Source organism: Microbacterium sp. NPDC090281, assembly GCF_044769635.1.
Classification (GTDB): domain Bacteria; phylum Actinomycetota; class Actinomycetes; order Actinomycetales; family Microbacteriaceae; genus Microbacterium.
In genome coordinates, this window is record NZ_JBIVYH010000001.1 from 1,691,908 (window position 1) to 1,707,769 (window position 15,862).

Here is a 15,862-nt window from a genome sequence, read left to right on the forward strand (position 1 = left end):
CGCCGGGTCACGTCTGTTCGTCGGGTTGTCGGAGTCTCGTCCGGGACTCGTTCGTTCGTCGGTTCGTCCGGTCGTCGGGTTGTCGGTTCGTCACGTCGGAATCTCGCCAGCTCGTCAGCCCGCCCGAGTCCCGTCGGCTCGTCAGGGCGTCGGAATCTCGTCAGCTCGTCAGCTCGTCAGCCCGCCCGAGTCCCGTCGGCTCGTCAGGGCGTCGGAATCTCGTCAGCTCGTCAGCTCGTCAGCTCGTCAGCTCGTCGGATGGTCAGGCCGCCCGCGTCTCGTCGGTTCGTCAGGCCGTCGGAAGCTCGCCAGGTCGTCGGATGGTCAGGCCGCCCGAGGCTCGTCAGAACGGTGAAGGAACAGACGTCTCGGTGAACACGACGGTGTTCTGGGTCGGTGGCCTGTCGATGTAACCGCGTCCGGTCGGGCTCGTCCATTCCAAGACGCCGCCCGCCCGCTGCTCGACATGCCACGGGGAGTTGTGCTTGAGCATGTGATGACGTCGGCAGAACGCGGAGAGGTTCGTATCGGAGGTCGGTCCTCCGCTCGCAGCGGCGTGATTGTGGTCGAGGTCGCACTTTCTCGCCCTGATTCCGCATCCCGGGAACCTGCAGCGTTGGTCTCGCGCTCGAAGGTGCCGTCGCAGATGCTCGCTCGGACGGTATCGATCGACCGCGAGCATCGCGCCGGAGATCGGATGCGTGAACACGCGGTCCCAACCCGACGCAGAGCCGGCCAGCGCGCGGGCTGTTCTCGCGTCGATCGGCGTCGTGCCGTCGAGCTCAGCAGGAGGCAGGTCGCGGTCGGTCAACCGGGGATCGATGCCGCCAAGTCTGCGGTCGAGGCCATCGCCGAAACCGAGGCCGGTGAGGTCGAGGTCGTTCGCTTCCGAACCCGCCTGATCGTCTTCCATCAGCGTCATCACCGGCACGGACACCTCGATACGGGCGTGGATCGCGCCGAGCAGCCCTTCGGTCGTGTCGTGTCCGGTCGGTGCGCCGGTGAGCACGAGGTCGGAGAGCAGATCCGCGCGCAGCTGGTCGACCGAGCGCTCGTCTGCCACATACTCTTCGCCGACGGAATGCTCTCCTGCGGTGTCGGTGTCGATGTCGGTGTTGGTGCCGCTCGCGGCGGCCTTCGCAGCCCTGGCGTTCTCCTCTTTCACGGCATGCGCCATCTGGGAGAGTCGGTCGAACATGCCGTGCACGAGAGCGGCCGGGCCGTGCGCGCCCAGCTCGGCCATACCGTCGTCGAGGTCTTTCACCCACACGCGCCGCTTCTCGCGGGCGTCGCGGTGTCGTTCGGTGATCGTGCGCTCCTGGAACCGCTCGGCGAGCCTTCGTGCGAGTCGTCGGAGTCGGTTCGGAGACTCGGACTCGGCGAGCGTCACGGCTTCTGCCGCGTAGGCCTGGCGATCGACGGCGTCGTCGAGGTGGGTGCCCGCTTCGACGATCACGCGTGAATGTGCGCCGCTGATGCGCCCTTCGCCCTGGGCCGCCCAGACCGCGGGGAACCGTTCCACCAGCCACGACGCCTCAGCCATGCGCCGCTCGATCGTGCGGTCGCTCACCCGCTGCGCTGCGCCGATCTCGGCCGCCACCGTGCGGATGGCCATGTCGCCATGGTCGGGGTGCGCGGACTCGCGCGCGATGTCGACAGCGAGGCGGCCCGCCATCGCGAGCATGCCGTCGCGAGCAGCCTGCATGCTGCTCAGCGTCGCTTCGGCCGCTTCGAGCGACGCGACCAGATCGGCGAGCATCGCCATCTGGGAGTCGGTCGCGTCGAGGAGTGCGGTCATGGCTTCAGTCCATCAGAGACCACCGACATTCGAAGGGGAATTCGAAGCTCTAAGAATGCGATGTGGTCACGAAACGGTAACGAACCTGATTGACTGATCCGATGCTCCTGCACGCGATCGATACCGGCGACGGCCCGCGCACGGCGGTCCTGCTCCACGGCTTCATGGGGTCCGCCGAGAGCTGGTGGCGGGTCGTCCCGCTCCTCGCTGATCGCGGCTACCGCGTGCTGGCCCTCGACCTCCCCGGGCATGGGCTCTCCCCGCGGGATCCAGAGCTGACCATCGAGCGAGCCGCAGCCTCTGTCGTGGAGACTGTTCGGCATCTCGCTCCGGGGCGGTCTGTCGACGCTGTCGGACACTCCTATGGCGCGACCGTTCTCGCGGCCGCCGCGCCTGTACTGAGGCCCAAGCTGGCGGTGTACGTCGACGCCCCGCTCTCCCTTGTCGGAGGCGGTGATCGCCGTGCTCTCACGGCCGACTACGCACGGGACAGACTCGCGCGGCTGCGTCCGGAGAGGTTGCGTCAAGCCCGTCCCTTCTACTCGGAGGAGGATGCCGTGGTGGAGGCCAGGGCTGCGGCTCGCTTCGACCCGGCGACGTCGGCCTCCCTGTCGTGCGGACCCGATATGACGTGGGAGGCGGCACCGGGTTCCATCGTGATTCGCGCCGACCCGAGCACGTGGGTCGGTGATGAGGATGCCCGGCGGTTCGAGAACGGGGGAGTGGTGGTCCGCAGCATCCCGAATGCCGCCCACACTGTCTGGTACAGCCATTTCGACGAGTTCACTGCTTCGCTCCCCGAGATGTTCGGCGACGCCTGAGCGGTCGCGACGCGGAGCGGTGCTCGTGGTCCTCTCCCGCTCGCGCGCGAGCGGGAGAGGACCCGCTGCGGCCGTTCAGCCTCGAAGTGCGCGGGTCGCCTGGCCGGTGCGCTGCAGGGCGTCGACGGTCTCGGCGTATCGGCGCTTCGCGACGCCGATGAACAGACAGTCCACGAGGGTGAGCTGGGCGATGCGGCTCACCATGGCGCCGGCGCGGAACGTCGACTCGCGCACCTCGGTGAACAGCGGGTGCTCGGCCGCGCGGGCGAGGGGGGAGTCCTTCGCCGACGTGACCGCGATCGTCGCGGCACCGCTGGCGCGCGCGGTCTCCAGGAACCGCACGGTCTCGAGCGTCGAACCCGAATGGGAGAACCCGATCGCGACGGTCGGCGCGGTGGGCAGCACGGACACTGCGACGGCCTCGTGCGGATCGGCGGGCATATGTGCGTTCCGGCCGACGCGCAGGAGCTTGTGGGTGAGGTCTTCTGCGACGAATCGGCTGGCGCCCAGCCCGTAGAGGAGGATGCGTTCGGCGCGGTCGATCGCGTCGACCGCCGCCTCGAGCACCTCGAAATCCAGCTGGGCGACGGTCTCCTCGATCGCCAGGAGTTCGAGGGAGGCGACCTTCGACACCGCTTCGCGCAGTGTGTCGCCGTCGGAGATCTCGGAGCCGTAGGCGCCTCTGGCGGAGAACTGAGCGGCCTCTTTGCCGAGCTCTGCGGCCAGTGCCATGCGGAGCGGAGCGTAACCGCTGAAGCCGATCGCGCGGCAGAAGCGCACGACGGATGCGACGGACGTCTGGCATTCCTCGGCGAGCTCGTTGATCGTGTTCTCGATCACGAGGGACGGGTTCTCGCGGACCACCAGCGCGATGCGGGCCAGCGACGGCGGCAGCGTCGAGGCGGCGGCTTCGATCGTCGACTGGATGCTCATCGGTCCTCCGTCGGTGCGGTGTAAATTCTTTTCGTTGAGTCTACTTCGCATGTAGTCTCTTTTCACTACCCCTTTTTCTGAACACCGAGGAGAGCCGATGAGCGCGCGCATGACCGCATCCGTCGATCTCGGCAAGTCGCGGTGCCGCGTGGTGATCACCGGCGAGGGCACGCGCGTGGAACGCGCTGGCGTGGGCACCCCCGGCCTCGCCGCTGCCGACGGGGTGACCGCAGCGCTCGACGCGATCGTCCCGCTCCTCTCCCACACCGACATCGATTCCCCCACCGACATCGATCTGATCGGCGTCGGTGCCGCAGGGGCATGGATGGCTCCGGTTGCCGCGCAGGAACTGGCTTCCCGACTGGCCAGCGCCACCGATGCCGGGGTCGCTGTCGCCTCTGACGTCGTCACCGCGCACGCCGGTGCGCTCGACGGTGGTGAGGGTGTGCTCCTCATCGCGGGAACCGGAGCGGTGGCACTCGGCATCGACGCCGATGGCGCACGACTCATCGACGGGTGGGGGCCGGAGCTCGGTGACTTCGGCAGCGGTTCATGGCTCGGTCGAGAGACCCTGCGTGCTGTTCTGCGCGCAGATGACGGGCTGGCCCCGAAGACTGCTCTGGCGCAGGCGATCGCTGCACCCATCGGCGCAGCATCCGACATCCAGGCGTGGCTCGCTCGAAGTGGACCACTCCCGCGGCGCCTCGCGACGCTTGCACCCCTGGTCCTCGACGCGGCAGAGGCGGGCGATGCTGTGGCTCGCGAGATCGTCGCCGAGGGCATCCGACTTCTCACCGCAACGGCGACCGCAGCTTCGGTGCGCACCGCCGACATCGTGGTCCACGGCGGTCTCGCCGACCACGCATGGTTCCGCGAATCCCTGACCCTCTCGCTCCAGACCGCCGGTCGCCGGGTCGTGCCCGCGAGCGGTGACGCGCTCGACGGTGCGCTGCTGCTCGCGCACCGCAACGACCTCCCCCACGAAAGGTTCGTCCACCGTGCCGAATGACGACTCCCGCCTCGCCGCCCTCCTCACCGTGCTCGATCGCCTCGACACCGAGGCCTCGACGACCGAACGCGGCGACCTCGATCTGCTGGGCACGGCCGAGCTCGTGCGGCGGATGAACGCCGAAGACCGTCGGGTGCCCGAGGCTGTCGCCGAGCGTGCTGCGGAGATCGCGATCGCCGTCGACGGCATCACCGAGCGATTCCGCCGGGGTGGGCGGCTCATCTACATCGGCGCCGGCACCGCAGGGCGCATCGGTGTGCTCGACGCGAGCGAGTGCCCGCCGACCTTCGGCACCGACCCCTCGATGGTGGTCGGCCTGATCGCTGGCGGCGAGACCGCGATCCGCTCGGCGGTCGAGAACGCCGAGGATGACGATGCCGCAGCGGAGTTCTCGCTGCGCGATCTCGGCCTCTCCGAGAACGACACTGTCGTCGGCATCTCCGCATCCGGACGCACGCCATACGTCGTGGGCGGACTGAACTACGCCCGAAGCGTGGGCGCGTTCACCGCGGCGATCGCATCGAACGCCGGCTCGGACATCGGGGCTGCTGCGGAGATCGCGATCGAGGTCGTCACCGGCCCCGAGTTCATCTCCGGATCGACGCGGCTGAAGTCCGGTACGGCGCAGAAGCTCGTCGTGAACATGCTCACGACGCTGTCGATGATCAACCTCGGAAAGACGTACCGCGGCGTGATGGTCGACCTGCTCGCGACGAACGAGAAGCTCCACGCGCGCTCCATCCGTACAGTGTCGCAGCTCGCGGGAGTCGACACCGACCAGGCAGCCGCCGCGCTGCGGGCGGCGGAGGGTTCGGTCAAGCTCGCGCTGCTGATGCTGGCGGCCGATGCGACGCCGCAGGACGCAGCCTCCGCCCTCGACGACGCCGACGGCATCCTCCGCGACGCGATCGCTGCGCTCGCCTGAGCTCTGTACGCTCCAGATCGCACCCCCTCGCGTGATTTTTGCATTCCACTGATTTCTGCGCGCCCCTGATCGCACCCCTGGCCTGATCGCCGCACTCGCGGATTTCCGGATGCCGCGCCCGCGGCCCTGCGACGCTCCGGCGTCAATAGGATTCGGGTGTGGATGATCTCGTGCCGGCAGCGCCCTGGCTGCTCGTCGGCGCTGCGGTCGTCGCGGTCGTGGCCTCGCTGATCGCAGGACGCTCGGTGCCGTGGCAGGGCCGGCAGGCGGTGATGATCATGGCGGCGGCGATGGTCGCGACCGCGCTCGTGGGTGGCGTCGCCATGGTCGCTTTGGTGCTCGGAGCCGTACTGCTGCTCTCCGCCATGCTCGGCACGGTCGGGGTGCGCGGAACGCCGGCAGCCGGCGAGTGCTTCCGTCGTGCGCTCATCGCCGTGCTCCTGGCCGTCTGCTCGTTCGAGAGCGCGGCGACGGGGGCGGCCGCGGAGGCGAGCACCGGAGTGCACGGAGGGCATGGCGGCCTCTCGGGTCTGCTGTCGGTGCTGATCGTCGCCGGAGTGATCGGCGTGGTGCTGTGGACGGTCGTCGCCGACTGGATCGTCGAACCGATCCATCACGGGCGCACCGCACGCCTCATCGCGGTCGAGTCGTGGGCGCTGGCTGCCGGTGCCGCCGTGATGTGTCTCGCCACCTGATGCGGGGGCCGGGTTCCGCTAGCGTGGCGGCATGCCCCTCGCTCTGATCACCGGCGCCGCCCGGGCCGACAGCATCGCCGCCGGCATCGTGCCTCGACTGCGCGCCGCCGGCTGGACCGTCGTCACCAGCGACCTGCAGGACGCCGACCACCCCGCCGATCTCTCGACGCATGAAGGCCCCGAGGCGCTGATCGCCGAAGTGAACGCCGCGCACGGTCCGATCTCGGCGCTCATCCTGAGCCACGCGCACGACGTGGAATCGGGGATCCTCGACACCACTGCCGAGAGCTTCGACCTGCATGTCGCCGTGAACGCGCGGGCGAGTCTGCTGCTGATCGCGGCGTTCGCGCGGCAGGCCGGCGACGACGGGGGAGTGATCCTGGCGCTCACCAGCGACCACGTGACCGGCAACCTCCCGTACGGCGCATCGAAGGGCGCGCTCGACCGGCTCGTCATCTCTGCCGCGCGCGAGCTCGGCCCTCGGGGGATCTCCGCGAACGTCCTCAACCCCGGCCCGATCGACACCGGATGGATGGATGATGAGACGCGTACAGAGCTGACGGGTATGACCCCGCTCGGTCGGCTCGGACGGCCCGCCGATGTGGCGGCCGTGGTGGAATTCCTCGTGTCGGACGAGGGCCGCTGGATCTCGGGGCAGCTGCTGAAGTCCGACGGCGCGTTCTCGGCGGAATACTGAGAGGGCTGAGGCGCCCTGTCTACTGCTCGCGCTCGTGCGCGAGGGAGACGGCGCGGTCGAAGGTCGACACGATGACCTGACGCCGGTCCTTCCGGTAGTCCTCATCGGGCTCGAGCTCGTCGATGTAACCGTCCCAGACACGGACGTAGCGGTCCCGCCACGCTTCCAGTGTGGTGCTCGGCGGGAACGTCGCGCCGACGCGGCCCGCCGATCCGATGTCGGTGAGGATCTCCAGCCACGCCGGCACCATGCTGCCGCCCCATTCGTCGGGCTGCAGCTCGGTGTCATCGTCCTCATCGGCGAACGACTCGGCGATCTTCGCGATGAGATCGTCCGTGATCTCGCTCAGTCCGTCAGCGACCGTGTCGTCGTCGAAGTTCCCCGGTCCCCAAGTGCCCATGGTGCGCCTTTCGCTCTGTCAGTTGCCGTTCGGGAACCAGTGAATCATGCTGCGGCGACGTTGCAGGCGCGTGGTCGTCAGTGGCCGCCGCCGAATTCGATCATCCCTACTCCGACCGCGATGAGCGCGACGCCGACGGCCATCATGGCCGAGAAATGGTCCTTGAAGATCACCCGGCCCAGCACCGCGGTCAGTGCGACCCCGGCCGCGGCCCAGATGCCGTACGCGACGCCCACTGGCATCCCCAGCGCGAGGATCGTGCCGAGCAGCGTGAAGGCGGCGAGGTAGCCGACCACGATCACGGGGATCCAGCGGCGGCGACGCAGGCCTTCGGATGCGCGCAGGCTCAGCGTCGCGGTGACCTCGCTGACGATCGCGAGCCCGAGCAGCACCCAGGTCATGAGGCGACCTCCGTCGACTCGCGCTTGTGTGAACCGAGTTCGACGAGCAGCACGCCGACCACGATCACGCCGACGCCGATGATCTGCACGGGGCCCAGCAGCTCGCCGAACAGCACGGTGCCGAACACGGCGGTGAGCACGACACCGAACGCCGACCAGATGCCGTACGCGACGCCTACCGGCATCCCGCGATCGAGCACGACCGACAGCAGCCACAACGAGCCGGAGTAGCCGAGAACGACGACGATCAGCCAGAGCGGATGAGTGAACCCCTCGGCCGCGCGCAGCGAGAGGGTCGCCGTGACCTCGAGCCCGATCGCGACCAGGAGGGGTGGCCACGCCGAGCGGCGAGGGCGATCTGTCATCGGGGGCCTTTCGTGGAGTGTCAGGGGGAGAAACGCGAGGGGCGTGCGGAGGATTCCCTCGGGCGGCGGCTGAGCGTTGCAGTGCGGGCACGTGCAGTGGCGGGCACGTGCATTCGGCGAGGGCGGCTCTGGGGCCGGGTGAGGGGCAGATGCACCGCTGATATCCCGGCATTGAATCGAACAAAACTTCTAATGTCTGCCTGGGTTGCGGTAAAATCAAGTATGTCGAAATTGACCGCATTGCACGAGGCGATGTCCCGCCTCGATGAGGTGTGGTCTGATGCCGGTGACTCGGGAGAACTGTCGAGAGAGCAACTGATCGCGGTGAGCGAATCGATCGGGGTGCTGCGGCGTCGGCTGGACGCTGTGCATGTCTCGGTGGCGGCGTGTATCTCTCGCGAGTCCCGCCCCGAGCTCGGGGCCGAGAGCCTGGCCAAGCAGCAGGGCTTCCGTAACCCGGCGACGTTGATCGCCGCGACAACGGGTGTGTCGACGGGTGATGCCTCGCGTCTCGTCAAGGTGGGCGAGGCAACGGCACCGCGTAGCGATCTCCTGGGCGCACGTCTACCGGCGAAGTATCCGCTGGTGAGTGAGGCGCTCGATTCGGGTGCGCTCGGCGCCCCCCGCAGCGGCGCTGATCATCGCCGCGCTCGATCGGTGCCGCGTCGCCGCCGGGGTGGAGCGCATCGCCGAAGGGGAGCGGATGCTGGTGCAGAAGGCGCAGGGGCTGGCGCTCGATGATGTGCGCAAGCTCGTGGTCAGGGTGGAGGCGTGGCTCGACCCTGATGGTGTGGAGCCTCAGGAGGAAGAACGCCGCAACAAGCGCGCACTTTCGCTGTTCGAGCGGGATGGGATGGTACATCTGAACGCGGTCCTCGATGTCGAGACGGCGGCTCCGGTGGTGACGGCGATCCGAGGGTTCGTGACGGCGGCGTTCGCCGCGCGGAAGGATACGCCTGACGCGGGTGCTCCGGATGCGGATCGGCGGACGGTCCCGATGATCCAGGCTGATGCCCTCGCGGTGTTCTGCGCGCACGTGCTCGGGTGCGAGCGGCGGGTTCCGGTGGCGGGGCCACAGTGGTCGTTCGGGTGCGTGTCGAAGATCTTGAGGCTGGCACCGGGTCAGCGACTGTGGATGGTGTCGATCAGCCGGTCAGTGTCGGAGCCGCGCGGCGGATGGCCGCCGGGGGTGGCGTGATTCCGTGTGTTCTCGGTGGGGACAGTGAGATTCTCGATTGGGGGCGGGAGAGACGGTTGTTCACGAGGGCGCAACGGTTGGCGCTGGTCGAGCGGGACGGGGGGTGTGCGATGTGTGGGTTGCCACCGGAGATGACCAAGGCGCATCACATCCGATGGTGGAAACGTGATCACGGGCCGACGGATCTCTCCAACGGGGTGCTGCTGTGCGAGACATGTCATCACCGCATCCATGACAACGGGTGGGAGATCTGCATCGATGCTGCCGGGAGCGGGAGCGGGAGCGGGAGCGGGAGCGGGAGCGGGAGCGGGAGCGGGAGCGGGAGCGCGGCGCAGGTGTGGTTCATACCGCCGCGATATGTCGACCCTGAGCAGACCCCGCGGCTTGGCGGCCGAGCGCGCTTCGACATCGCGGCTTGACGTCAGCGCAGCCGGACGTCAGCGCGGTGTGATGACCCGGCCGCGGATTCTCGATATCCGGATTCGGCACGGGTTCCCGCGACTTGTACGCTGGACGCATCCCCCGATTCACCCGGCAACTCGCGCGCCGGCGATCTCGGTGCGCGCTCACACATGCAAGGACGCAGATGAACGATTCCGCGGCACACCGCGACGACTGGACCGAGAGCGAAGAGCTGGCTGAGCGGATGATCCCGCTCATCGGGGCGCTCCGACGCGAACACGACGTGGTCACCTCCCTGCATGGACACCGGCTGCTCGGGCTGTCGGCGACCGGCCTCGTCGAGGTGCACGAACGCGTGGCCCAGCTGGGGCACGAACGGCTCCCGATCGAAGACAGTCTCGCCGTGCTGGAAGCGATCCACTCGCTCTCGCCTGGTGCGTCCTCCCTCGACCTTGCACGCCTCGTGGCCGAGCACGCCGAGAGCGGCCAGCCGCTGGACACCTACCTCGCCGAGGCACTCTCACCCGCGATGGGGGCTGTCGCCGCCGAGCCCACCGATGTCGTGCTCTACGGCTTCGGGCGCATCGGTCGCCTCTTGGCCCGCATCCTCATCGCCCACACCGGTGGCGGCAGCGGACTGCGGCTGCGCGCGATCGTCGTGCGTCGCGGCGCCGAGAACGACCTCGTCAAGCGCGCCTCTCTGCTGTTGCGCGACTCGGTGCACGGCCGCTTCGCCGGATCCGTCACGGTCGACGAAGAAGCCGAGCAGATCATCGCCAACGGCACCCGCATCCAGGTGATCTACTCCGACGACCCGGCGACCATCGACTACACCGCTCACGGCATCCACGACGCGATCGTTGTCGACAACACCGGACGCTGGCGTGACGAGGCCGGCCTCTCGCAGCACCTGCGCTCGAAGGGTGTCGCCCGCGTGCTGCTCACGGCGCCGGGGAAGAGCCCGCTGAAGAACATCGTCCACGGCATCAACGACGATCGCGTCGTCGAGAGCGACCGCATCCTCTCGGCCGCCTCCTGCACGACCAACGCGATCACCCCGGTGCTCGCGGCGATCGACGAGGCGTACGGCGTCGTCAAGGGACACGTCGAGACCGTGCACTCGTTCACGAACGACCAGAACCTGATCGACAACTTCCACAAGGGCGACCGGCGCGGGCGTTCGGCGGTGCTCAACATGGTCATCACCGAGACGGGCGCCGCGAAGGCCGTCGCCAAGGCACTTCCGCAGCTGGAGGGCAAGCTCACGGGCAGCTCGATCCGCGTGCCCACCCCCGACGTCTCGCTCGCGGTGCTGCACCTCACAATCGAGCGCCCTGCGACCAAGGATCAGGTCAACGACTACCTGCGCCGTGTCTCGCTGCACTCGAAACTGCGCCAGCAGATCGACTATGTCGAGAGCCCCGACGTCGTCTCGACCGATTTCGTCGGCTCTCACCGCGCGGGCATCGTCGACGGACTCGCCACGATCGCCGACGAAGACACCCTCATCCTGTACGTCTGGTACGACAACGAGTTCGGCTACTCGTGCCAGGTCATCCGCGTGCTCGAGGTCATGGCCGGCTCGCATCCGATCGTGCTCCCCGAGCGCCGCGAGGTGACCCTGCAGGGCTGAGCGCAGCCGTGCGCGGCGTCGGGGGCGCCCGGCATGATGGGGTCATGAAGACTGCGACCCTGCTCGCCGAGCGTCTCCGATCGCACCGCCTCACCGCGCCGACGCGCACCGTGACGGATGCCGCGCACCACATGCTCGCCGTGCAGAGCCAAGACTTCACAGCCGGCCGGTGGGCGCTCGCCGTCCGCACCAAGGATCCGGTTCGACTGCGCGACGTCGATCGGGCCTTCGATCGTGGCGACATCGTGCGGGGCTGGACCATGCGCGGCACGCTGCACACCGTCCCGGCGCGAGACCTCTGGTGGATGCTGCAGGTCACCGCGGGGCGGCAGCGCCAACAGGCGGCCTCGCGGCACCGCGACCTCGGCATCGACGACGACATGATCGCCGCGACCGCCCGTGCCCTGACCCCCGCCCTGCACGACGGCGGACGCACCCGCGCCGAGGTGTTCGAGATCCTCCAGGGCATCGGCATCGACCCCGCAGGCCAGCGCGGCATCCATCTGCTCTTCACCCTCACGATCGACGGCCTGATCTGCCAGGGGCCCGTCGTGGCACGTGAGGGGATCGCACGCGAGCAGCGGTTCGTCCTCGTCGAAGACCACATCCTCGAACACGACCGCCCCGCCGACCCGCTCGCCGAGCTCTTCGTGCGCTACATCGACGGACACGGTCCGGCCGGTGTCGCGGACTTCGCCTGGTGGTCGGGGCTCACGCTCGGGCAGGCGCGGGAGGCGGCTGAACGTGCCGCTTCCCGGGTCGACGAAGTCGACGCCGGACTCTTCGCCGCGCTCCGACGCCCGCGACGCGCGACGGGTGCGGCATCCGCTCATGCCCTCGGCGCGTTCGACGAGTACTACATCTCCTACGCCGACCGCACGACCGTCTGCGCTCCGGAGCATCTGGCGGACGTCGGCCCCGGCAAGAACGGGATGGTGCGTCCGACCCTCATCGAGCGGGGACGAGTCATCGGCACCTGGTCGCACGCGAGCGCGACGAGGGATGCACCGCCCGAGTTGTTCGTCCAGTCCGAGGATCCTGCCGCCGTGGCCGCAGCCCTCGCCCGCTTCGCCCGGTTCACCGACGACTGAGCGGGCGCAGCAGCGTCAGATCGCCCGGCCGCGCGACTACTCGCTCGCGTGACGCCCGAGGAAGTTGTAGACCTCGTTGTCGTCCACGCCGGGGAACGCACCCCGGGGGAGAGGGGAGAACATGTGCGTGTGCACACGGGCGCTCGGCCAGGCCCGCCCGTTCCAGCGCTCCGTCAGCTCTTCCGAGGGGCGTCGGCAGCACGACTCGTCGGGGCAGGTGGACACGGCCCGGTCGTTCGTCTCACGTCCACGCCACCAGCGTGCATCGTCGAACGGAACCCCGACCGTGACCGAGAACTCCCCGTCGCTCGATGAGCCGGTCTGCGTCGAGCACCAGAACGTGCCGGACGGGGTGTCGGTGTACTGGTGATGCTCGGTGGTGCGGTTCTGCTGCGTGAACGCGGCGCGGGCTTGGAACTTGCGGCACACCCGCTGGCCCTCGACGGCGCCGGTGACATCCATCGGCAGCGGCAGGTCGTCGTTCTCGTACACGCGGGTGATCGCGCCGGTGGAGTCCACGCGCAGGAAGTGCAGCGACATGCCGAGGTGCTGCGTGAGCAGGTTCGTCATCCGCATGCCCGCACCTTCGTGCGTCACGCCGAACGCGTCGCGGAAGTCTTCGACAGCGAGGTTGCGGTCCTTCTTGGCCTGCTGCAGGAAAGCCACGGCCGCGGTCTCCGGCATCAGGCAGCAGGCGGCGAAGTAGTTGATCTCCAGGCGCTGCTGGAGGAAGTCGGCGTAGTCGGTCGGAGGCCGGTGCCCGAGGTAACGGTGAGCCATCGCCTGCAGCGCCATCGAGCGCAGACCGTGACCGCCGGGGATGGAGGCCGGCGGCAGGTAGATACGCCCGTTCTCGAGGTCTGTGACCGAACGGGTGGAATGCGGGAGGTCGTTCACGTAGATCAGCTCGAAGCCCAGCTTCTCGGCCATGATGCTCACCGTGCGGTGGGTCAGCGCGCCCTGCACGTGCCCCGCGGCCTTGAGGTGCTTCTCCGCGAGCTTCTCGATATCGGGGAGGTAGTTGTTCTGCGCGCGCATGCGCAGCCGCAGCTCGGTGTTCGCGCGCCGTGCTTCTTCCGGCGTCGCGATGGCTTCGCGCTCCCGGCGCTCCAGTTCTCGGTGCAAGCCCAGGACCGACTCGATCGTCTCGTCGCTCATGCCCTTGGTCACGCGCACCGGCGCGACGCCGAGCTGACGGAAGACCGGGCTCTCCTGTGCACGTTCGAGTGCGATCTCGAGTGCGGCGCGACGGTTCGGCGGCTCGCCGGAGATGAGATCGGTCACCTCGGTGCTCGTGGCGTGCGCGATCGCCTGCAGCAGTGAGAGCTTGGGTTCACGCTTGCCGTTCTCGATCAGGCTCAGCTGCGAGCCCGCGACGCCGACGAGCGCACCGAGCTCGTCGAGGGTGAACCCGTTCTCGAGCCGGTGGTGACGGATGCGGTGGCCGAGAGTCGTGAGGTGAATGCCGGAGGACGCCATTCCTTGAGTCTAGCGAAAGAATTCATGTTCTTATCGCCCGATATGGCCGAAAGACGCCGCCGAACCGGAAGAAGATAGGTGCAACGCCCCACACTTCAAAGGAGCACCAGTCATGGCCATCGCCGAAGTCTTCACCCCTCGCACGTCTCCCGTCGCACCGACGCGTACGTTCGGCGCGACTCCGACGTATGACACCCCTGCCATGGCAGAGCTGGCCGCCTGGGTCGAGGAGATCCGCGCGCTCACCCAGCCCGACTCCGTGCACTGGGTCGACGGCTCGCGCGCCGAGAACGACTGGCTGCTTCGCGGACTCGTCGACGAGGGCAAGCTGATCAAGCTCAACCCCGAATGGCGTCCCGGTTCGTACCTGGCCCGTTCGCACCCCAGCGACGTCGCCCGCACCGAGGGGCGCACCTTCATCGCCTCCGAGCGCGAAGAGGATGCCGGCCCCACGAACAACTGGGCGGCCCCGGCCGAGATGCACCAGAAGATGGACGAGATCTTCGAGGGCTCGATGCGTGGTCGCACGATGTACGTCGTGCCGTTCTCGATGGGACGCGTCGGCGGCCCGCTCTCGCACATCGGAGTCCAGATCACCGACAGCGCATACGCCGTCACCTCGATCGGCATCATGACTCGCGTCGGCGACGCCGTCACGCGTCAGATCGCCGAGGGCGCGCCGTGGGTCAAGACCGTGCACACGGTCGGCGCACCCCTCGCAGCAGGGGAACAGGATGCCGAGTGGCCCTGCAACGACGACAAGTACATCGTGCACTTCCCCGAGACTCTCGAGGTCTACTCGTACGGTTCCGGCTACGGCGGCAACGCGATCCTCGCGAAGAAGTGCTTCGCGCTGCGCATCGCCTCGGTGATCGCCCGCGACGAGGGCTGGCTCGCCGAGCACATGCTGCTCATCCGTGTGATCGACCCGCAGGGCAAGGCGTACCACGTGGCCGCCGCGTTCCCGTCGGCCTGCGGCAAGACGAACCTCGCCATGCTGCGCCCGACCATCCCCGGCTGGCGGGTCGAGACCCTCGGTGACGACATCGCCTGGATCCGTCCGGGTGAAGACGGCCGCATGTGGGCGATCAACCCCGAGGCGGGCTTCTTCGGCGTCGCACCCGGCACCGGCGAGTCGACCAACGTCACCGCGGTCGAGACGCTCTGGGGCAACACGATCTTCACCAACGTGGCGCTCCGTCCGGACGGCGACGTGTGGTGGGAGGGCCTGACGGATGAGGCTCCCGCGAACCTGATCGACTGGGAGGGCAACGACTGGACTCCCGAGTCGGGCAGGCCCGCCGCGCACCCCAACTCCCGCTTCACGGTGTCGGCGGCGCAGTGCCCGCAGATCTCCGAGGACTGGGAAGAGGCCGTGCCGCTCGACGTCATCCTCTTCGGCGGACGCCGCGCGAGCAACGTGCCGCTCGTGGTCGAGGCCACCGACTGGACGCACGGCGTCTTCCTCGGATCGAACATCTCGTCCGAGCGCACCGCCGCTGCCGAAGGAACCGTGGGGGAGCTGCGCCGCGACCCGTTCGCGATGCTGCCCTTCTGCGGCTACAACATGGCCGACTACTTCGGTCACTGGCTGAAGGTCGGTCGCGGTCTGCGCTTCGACCGTGCACCGCGCATCTTCCAGGTGAACTGGTTCCGTCGCGGTGATGACGGCCGGTTCCTGTGGCCCGGCTTCGGCGACAACTCGCGTGTCGTCGACTGGATCATCCGCCGCATCGCGGGTGACGTGACAGCGATCGACAGCCCGATCGGACGCCTGCCGCGCGTGGAAGACCTCAACCTCGACGGGCTCGACATCCCCGCTGCCGACCTCGACGAGCTGTTCTCGGTCGATGCCGAGGCGTGGAAGACCGAGGCCGATCTGACCGAGGAGTTCTACGACACCTTCGGCGACAAGGTTCCGGCGGCGCTGCGCGCCGAGCTGGCCTCGCTGCGCTACCGCCTCGACAAGGCGTAGTTCCCCCAGACCGGTGCCGGTTCGGGGGAGCCGGCACCCT

At 68.5% G+C, this 15,862-nt stretch carries 16 protein-coding genes; 10 read left to right on the forward strand and 6 right to left on the reverse strand.

Features of this window, described 5'->3' with window-relative positions; translation table 11 throughout:
• Nucleotides 1–343 precede the first annotated feature (343 nt).
• A complete protein-coding gene (locus ACIQTX_RS08180; protein WP_402971057.1) occupies nucleotides 344–1,798 on the reverse strand; it encodes a DUF222 domain-containing protein in 1,455 nt (484 codons plus the stop codon).
• 101 nt (nucleotides 1,799–1,899) lie between these two features.
• Here ACIQTX_RS08180 and ACIQTX_RS08185 point away from each other — a divergent pair, with 101 nt between their 5' ends.
• Entirely contained in the window at nucleotides 1,900–2,619 is a 720-nt protein-coding gene (locus ACIQTX_RS08185) for an alpha/beta fold hydrolase (protein WP_402971060.1), read from the forward strand.
• 75 nt (nucleotides 2,620–2,694) lie between these two features.
• Here ACIQTX_RS08185 and ACIQTX_RS08190 read toward each other — a convergent pair whose 3' ends face one another.
• Complete coding sequence (locus ACIQTX_RS08190) at nucleotides 2,695–3,552, reverse strand: MurR/RpiR family transcriptional regulator (RefSeq protein WP_402971063.1); 858 nt, start codon at nucleotides 3,550–3,552, stop codon at nucleotides 2,695–2,697.
• Nucleotides 3,553–3,649: 97 nt separating this feature from the next.
• Between ACIQTX_RS08190 and ACIQTX_RS08195 the strand changes: the two genes are divergently transcribed.
• The 4 genes from ACIQTX_RS08195 to ACIQTX_RS08210 all read left to right on the forward strand — a co-directional run bounded on the left by ACIQTX_RS08195 (nucleotide 3,650) and on the right by ACIQTX_RS08210 (nucleotide 6,878).
• A complete protein-coding gene (locus ACIQTX_RS08195; RefSeq protein WP_402971066.1) occupies nucleotides 3,650–4,561 on the forward strand; it encodes an N-acetylglucosamine kinase in 912 nt (303 codons plus the stop codon).
• Nucleotides 4,551–5,486, forward strand: coding sequence for an N-acetylmuramic acid 6-phosphate etherase (gene murQ, locus ACIQTX_RS08200; protein ID WP_402971069.1), 936 nt, complete (start codon nucleotides 4,551–4,553; stop codon nucleotides 5,484–5,486). The genes ACIQTX_RS08195 and murQ overlap by 11 nt, the downstream gene beginning before the upstream one ends.
• A gap of 158 nt (nucleotides 5,487–5,644) precedes the next feature.
• Nucleotides 5,645–6,181: a hypothetical protein gene (locus ACIQTX_RS08205; RefSeq protein WP_402971071.1), complete on the forward strand. Its 537-nt coding sequence runs from the start codon at nucleotides 5,645–5,647 to the stop codon at nucleotides 6,179–6,181.
• 31 nt (nucleotides 6,182–6,212) lie between these two features.
• Nucleotides 6,213–6,878 (forward strand): SDR family oxidoreductase, encoded by a 666-nt coding sequence (locus ACIQTX_RS08210; protein ID WP_402971073.1) that lies wholly within the window; start codon nucleotides 6,213–6,215, stop codon nucleotides 6,876–6,878.
• Between the two features lie 19 nt (nucleotides 6,879–6,897).
• Here the strand turns inward: ACIQTX_RS08210 and ACIQTX_RS08215 are convergent, their stop codons facing one another.
• The 3 genes from ACIQTX_RS08215 to ACIQTX_RS08225 all read right to left on the reverse strand — a co-directional run bounded on the left by ACIQTX_RS08215 (nucleotide 6,898) and on the right by ACIQTX_RS08225 (nucleotide 8,044).
• Nucleotides 6,898–7,278 carry a DUF4259 domain-containing protein gene (locus tag ACIQTX_RS08215; RefSeq protein WP_402971076.1) on the reverse strand — a complete coding sequence of 127 codons (381 nt, stop codon included), beginning with the start codon at nucleotides 7,276–7,278 and terminating at the stop codon, nucleotides 6,898–6,900.
• 77 nt (nucleotides 7,279–7,355) lie between these two features.
• A complete protein-coding gene (locus ACIQTX_RS08220; RefSeq protein WP_105526708.1) occupies nucleotides 7,356–7,679 on the reverse strand; it encodes a multidrug efflux SMR transporter in 324 nt (107 codons plus the stop codon).
• A complete protein-coding gene (locus ACIQTX_RS08225) occupies nucleotides 7,676–8,044 on the reverse strand; it encodes a DMT family transporter (protein ID WP_402971079.1) in 369 nt (122 codons plus the stop codon). Before ACIQTX_RS08225 ends, ACIQTX_RS08220 begins: the two co-directional genes overlap by 4 nt.
• 589 nt (nucleotides 8,045–8,633) lie before the next feature.
• On the opposite strand from ACIQTX_RS08225, the gene ACIQTX_RS08230 reads away from it, so the two are divergent.
• The 4 genes from ACIQTX_RS08230 to ACIQTX_RS08245 all read left to right on the forward strand — a co-directional run bounded on the left by ACIQTX_RS08230 (nucleotide 8,634) and on the right by ACIQTX_RS08245 (nucleotide 12,368).
• The gene (locus ACIQTX_RS08230; RefSeq protein ID WP_402971082.1) at nucleotides 8,634–9,242 is read left to right on the forward strand and encodes a DUF222 domain-containing protein; all 609 of its coding nucleotides are present in this window, start codon (nucleotides 8,634–8,636) and stop codon (nucleotides 9,240–9,242) included.
• Nucleotides 9,134–9,661, forward strand: coding sequence for an HNH endonuclease (locus ACIQTX_RS08235; RefSeq protein WP_402971084.1), 528 nt, complete (start codon nucleotides 9,134–9,136; stop codon nucleotides 9,659–9,661). The genes ACIQTX_RS08230 and ACIQTX_RS08235 overlap by 109 nt, the downstream gene beginning before the upstream one ends.
• Before the next feature lie 167 nt (nucleotides 9,662–9,828).
• Complete coding sequence (locus tag ACIQTX_RS08240; protein WP_036274616.1) at nucleotides 9,829–11,277, forward strand: glyceraldehyde-3-phosphate dehydrogenase; 1,449 nt, start codon at nucleotides 9,829–9,831, stop codon at nucleotides 11,275–11,277.
• A gap of 44 nt (nucleotides 11,278–11,321) precedes the next feature.
• A complete protein-coding gene (locus ACIQTX_RS08245; protein WP_402971088.1) occupies nucleotides 11,322–12,368 on the forward strand; it encodes a winged helix DNA-binding domain-containing protein in 1,047 nt (348 codons plus the stop codon).
• A 36-nt stretch (nucleotides 12,369–12,404) separates the two neighbouring features.
• On the opposite strand, the gene ACIQTX_RS08250 is transcribed toward ACIQTX_RS08245, so the two are convergent.
• Entirely contained in the window at nucleotides 12,405–13,847 is a 1,443-nt protein-coding gene (locus ACIQTX_RS08250) for a helix-turn-helix domain-containing protein (protein WP_402971091.1), read from the reverse strand.
• Between the two features lie 112 nt (nucleotides 13,848–13,959).
• Between ACIQTX_RS08250 and ACIQTX_RS08255 the strand changes: the two genes are divergently transcribed.
• Nucleotides 13,960–15,822, forward strand: a complete 1,863-nt coding sequence (locus ACIQTX_RS08255) for a phosphoenolpyruvate carboxykinase (GTP) (protein ID WP_402971094.1) — start codon at nucleotides 13,960–13,962, stop codon at nucleotides 15,820–15,822.
• Nucleotides 15,823–15,862: the final 40 nt, after the last annotated feature.

What these genes read in the sequence shown, in the direction of transcription:
- ACIQTX_RS08180 (WP_402971057.1), bottom strand. Translation starts at nt 1,798, where the DNA reads ATGACCGCACTCCTCGACGCGACCGACTCCCAGATGGCGATGCTCGCC.
- ACIQTX_RS08185 (WP_402971060.1), top strand. Translation starts at nt 1,900, where the DNA reads ATGCTCCTGCACGCGATCGATACCGGCGACGGCCCGCGCACGGCGGTC.
- ACIQTX_RS08190 (WP_402971063.1), bottom strand. Translation starts at nt 3,552, where the DNA reads ATGAGCATCCAGTCGACGATCGAAGCCGCCGCCTCGACGCTGCCGCCG.
- ACIQTX_RS08195 (WP_402971066.1), top strand. Translation starts at nt 3,650, where the DNA reads ATGAGCGCGCGCATGACCGCATCCGTCGATCTCGGCAAGTCGCGGTGC.
- ACIQTX_RS08210 (WP_402971073.1), top strand. Translation starts at nt 6,213, where the DNA reads ATGCCCCTCGCTCTGATCACCGGCGCCGCCCGGGCCGACAGCATCGCC.
- ACIQTX_RS08215 (WP_402971076.1), bottom strand. Translation starts at nt 7,278, where the DNA reads ATGGGCACTTGGGGACCGGGGAACTTCGACGACGACACGGTCGCTGAC.
- ACIQTX_RS08220 (WP_105526708.1), bottom strand. Translation starts at nt 7,679, where the DNA reads ATGACCTGGGTGCTGCTCGGGCTCGCGATCGTCAGCGAGGTCACCGCG.
- ACIQTX_RS08225 (WP_402971079.1), bottom strand. Translation starts at nt 8,044, where the DNA reads ATGACAGATCGCCCTCGCCGCTCGGCGTGGCCACCCCTCCTGGTCGCG.
- ACIQTX_RS08240 (WP_036274616.1), top strand. Translation starts at nt 9,829, where the DNA reads ATGAACGATTCCGCGGCACACCGCGACGACTGGACCGAGAGCGAAGAG.
- ACIQTX_RS08245 (WP_402971088.1), top strand. Translation starts at nt 11,322, where the DNA reads ATGAAGACTGCGACCCTGCTCGCCGAGCGTCTCCGATCGCACCGCCTC.
- ACIQTX_RS08250 (WP_402971091.1), bottom strand. Translation starts at nt 13,847, where the DNA reads ATGGCGTCCTCCGGCATTCACCTCACGACTCTCGGCCACCGCATCCGT.
- ACIQTX_RS08255 (WP_402971094.1), top strand. Translation starts at nt 13,960, where the DNA reads ATGGCCATCGCCGAAGTCTTCACCCCTCGCACGTCTCCCGTCGCACCG.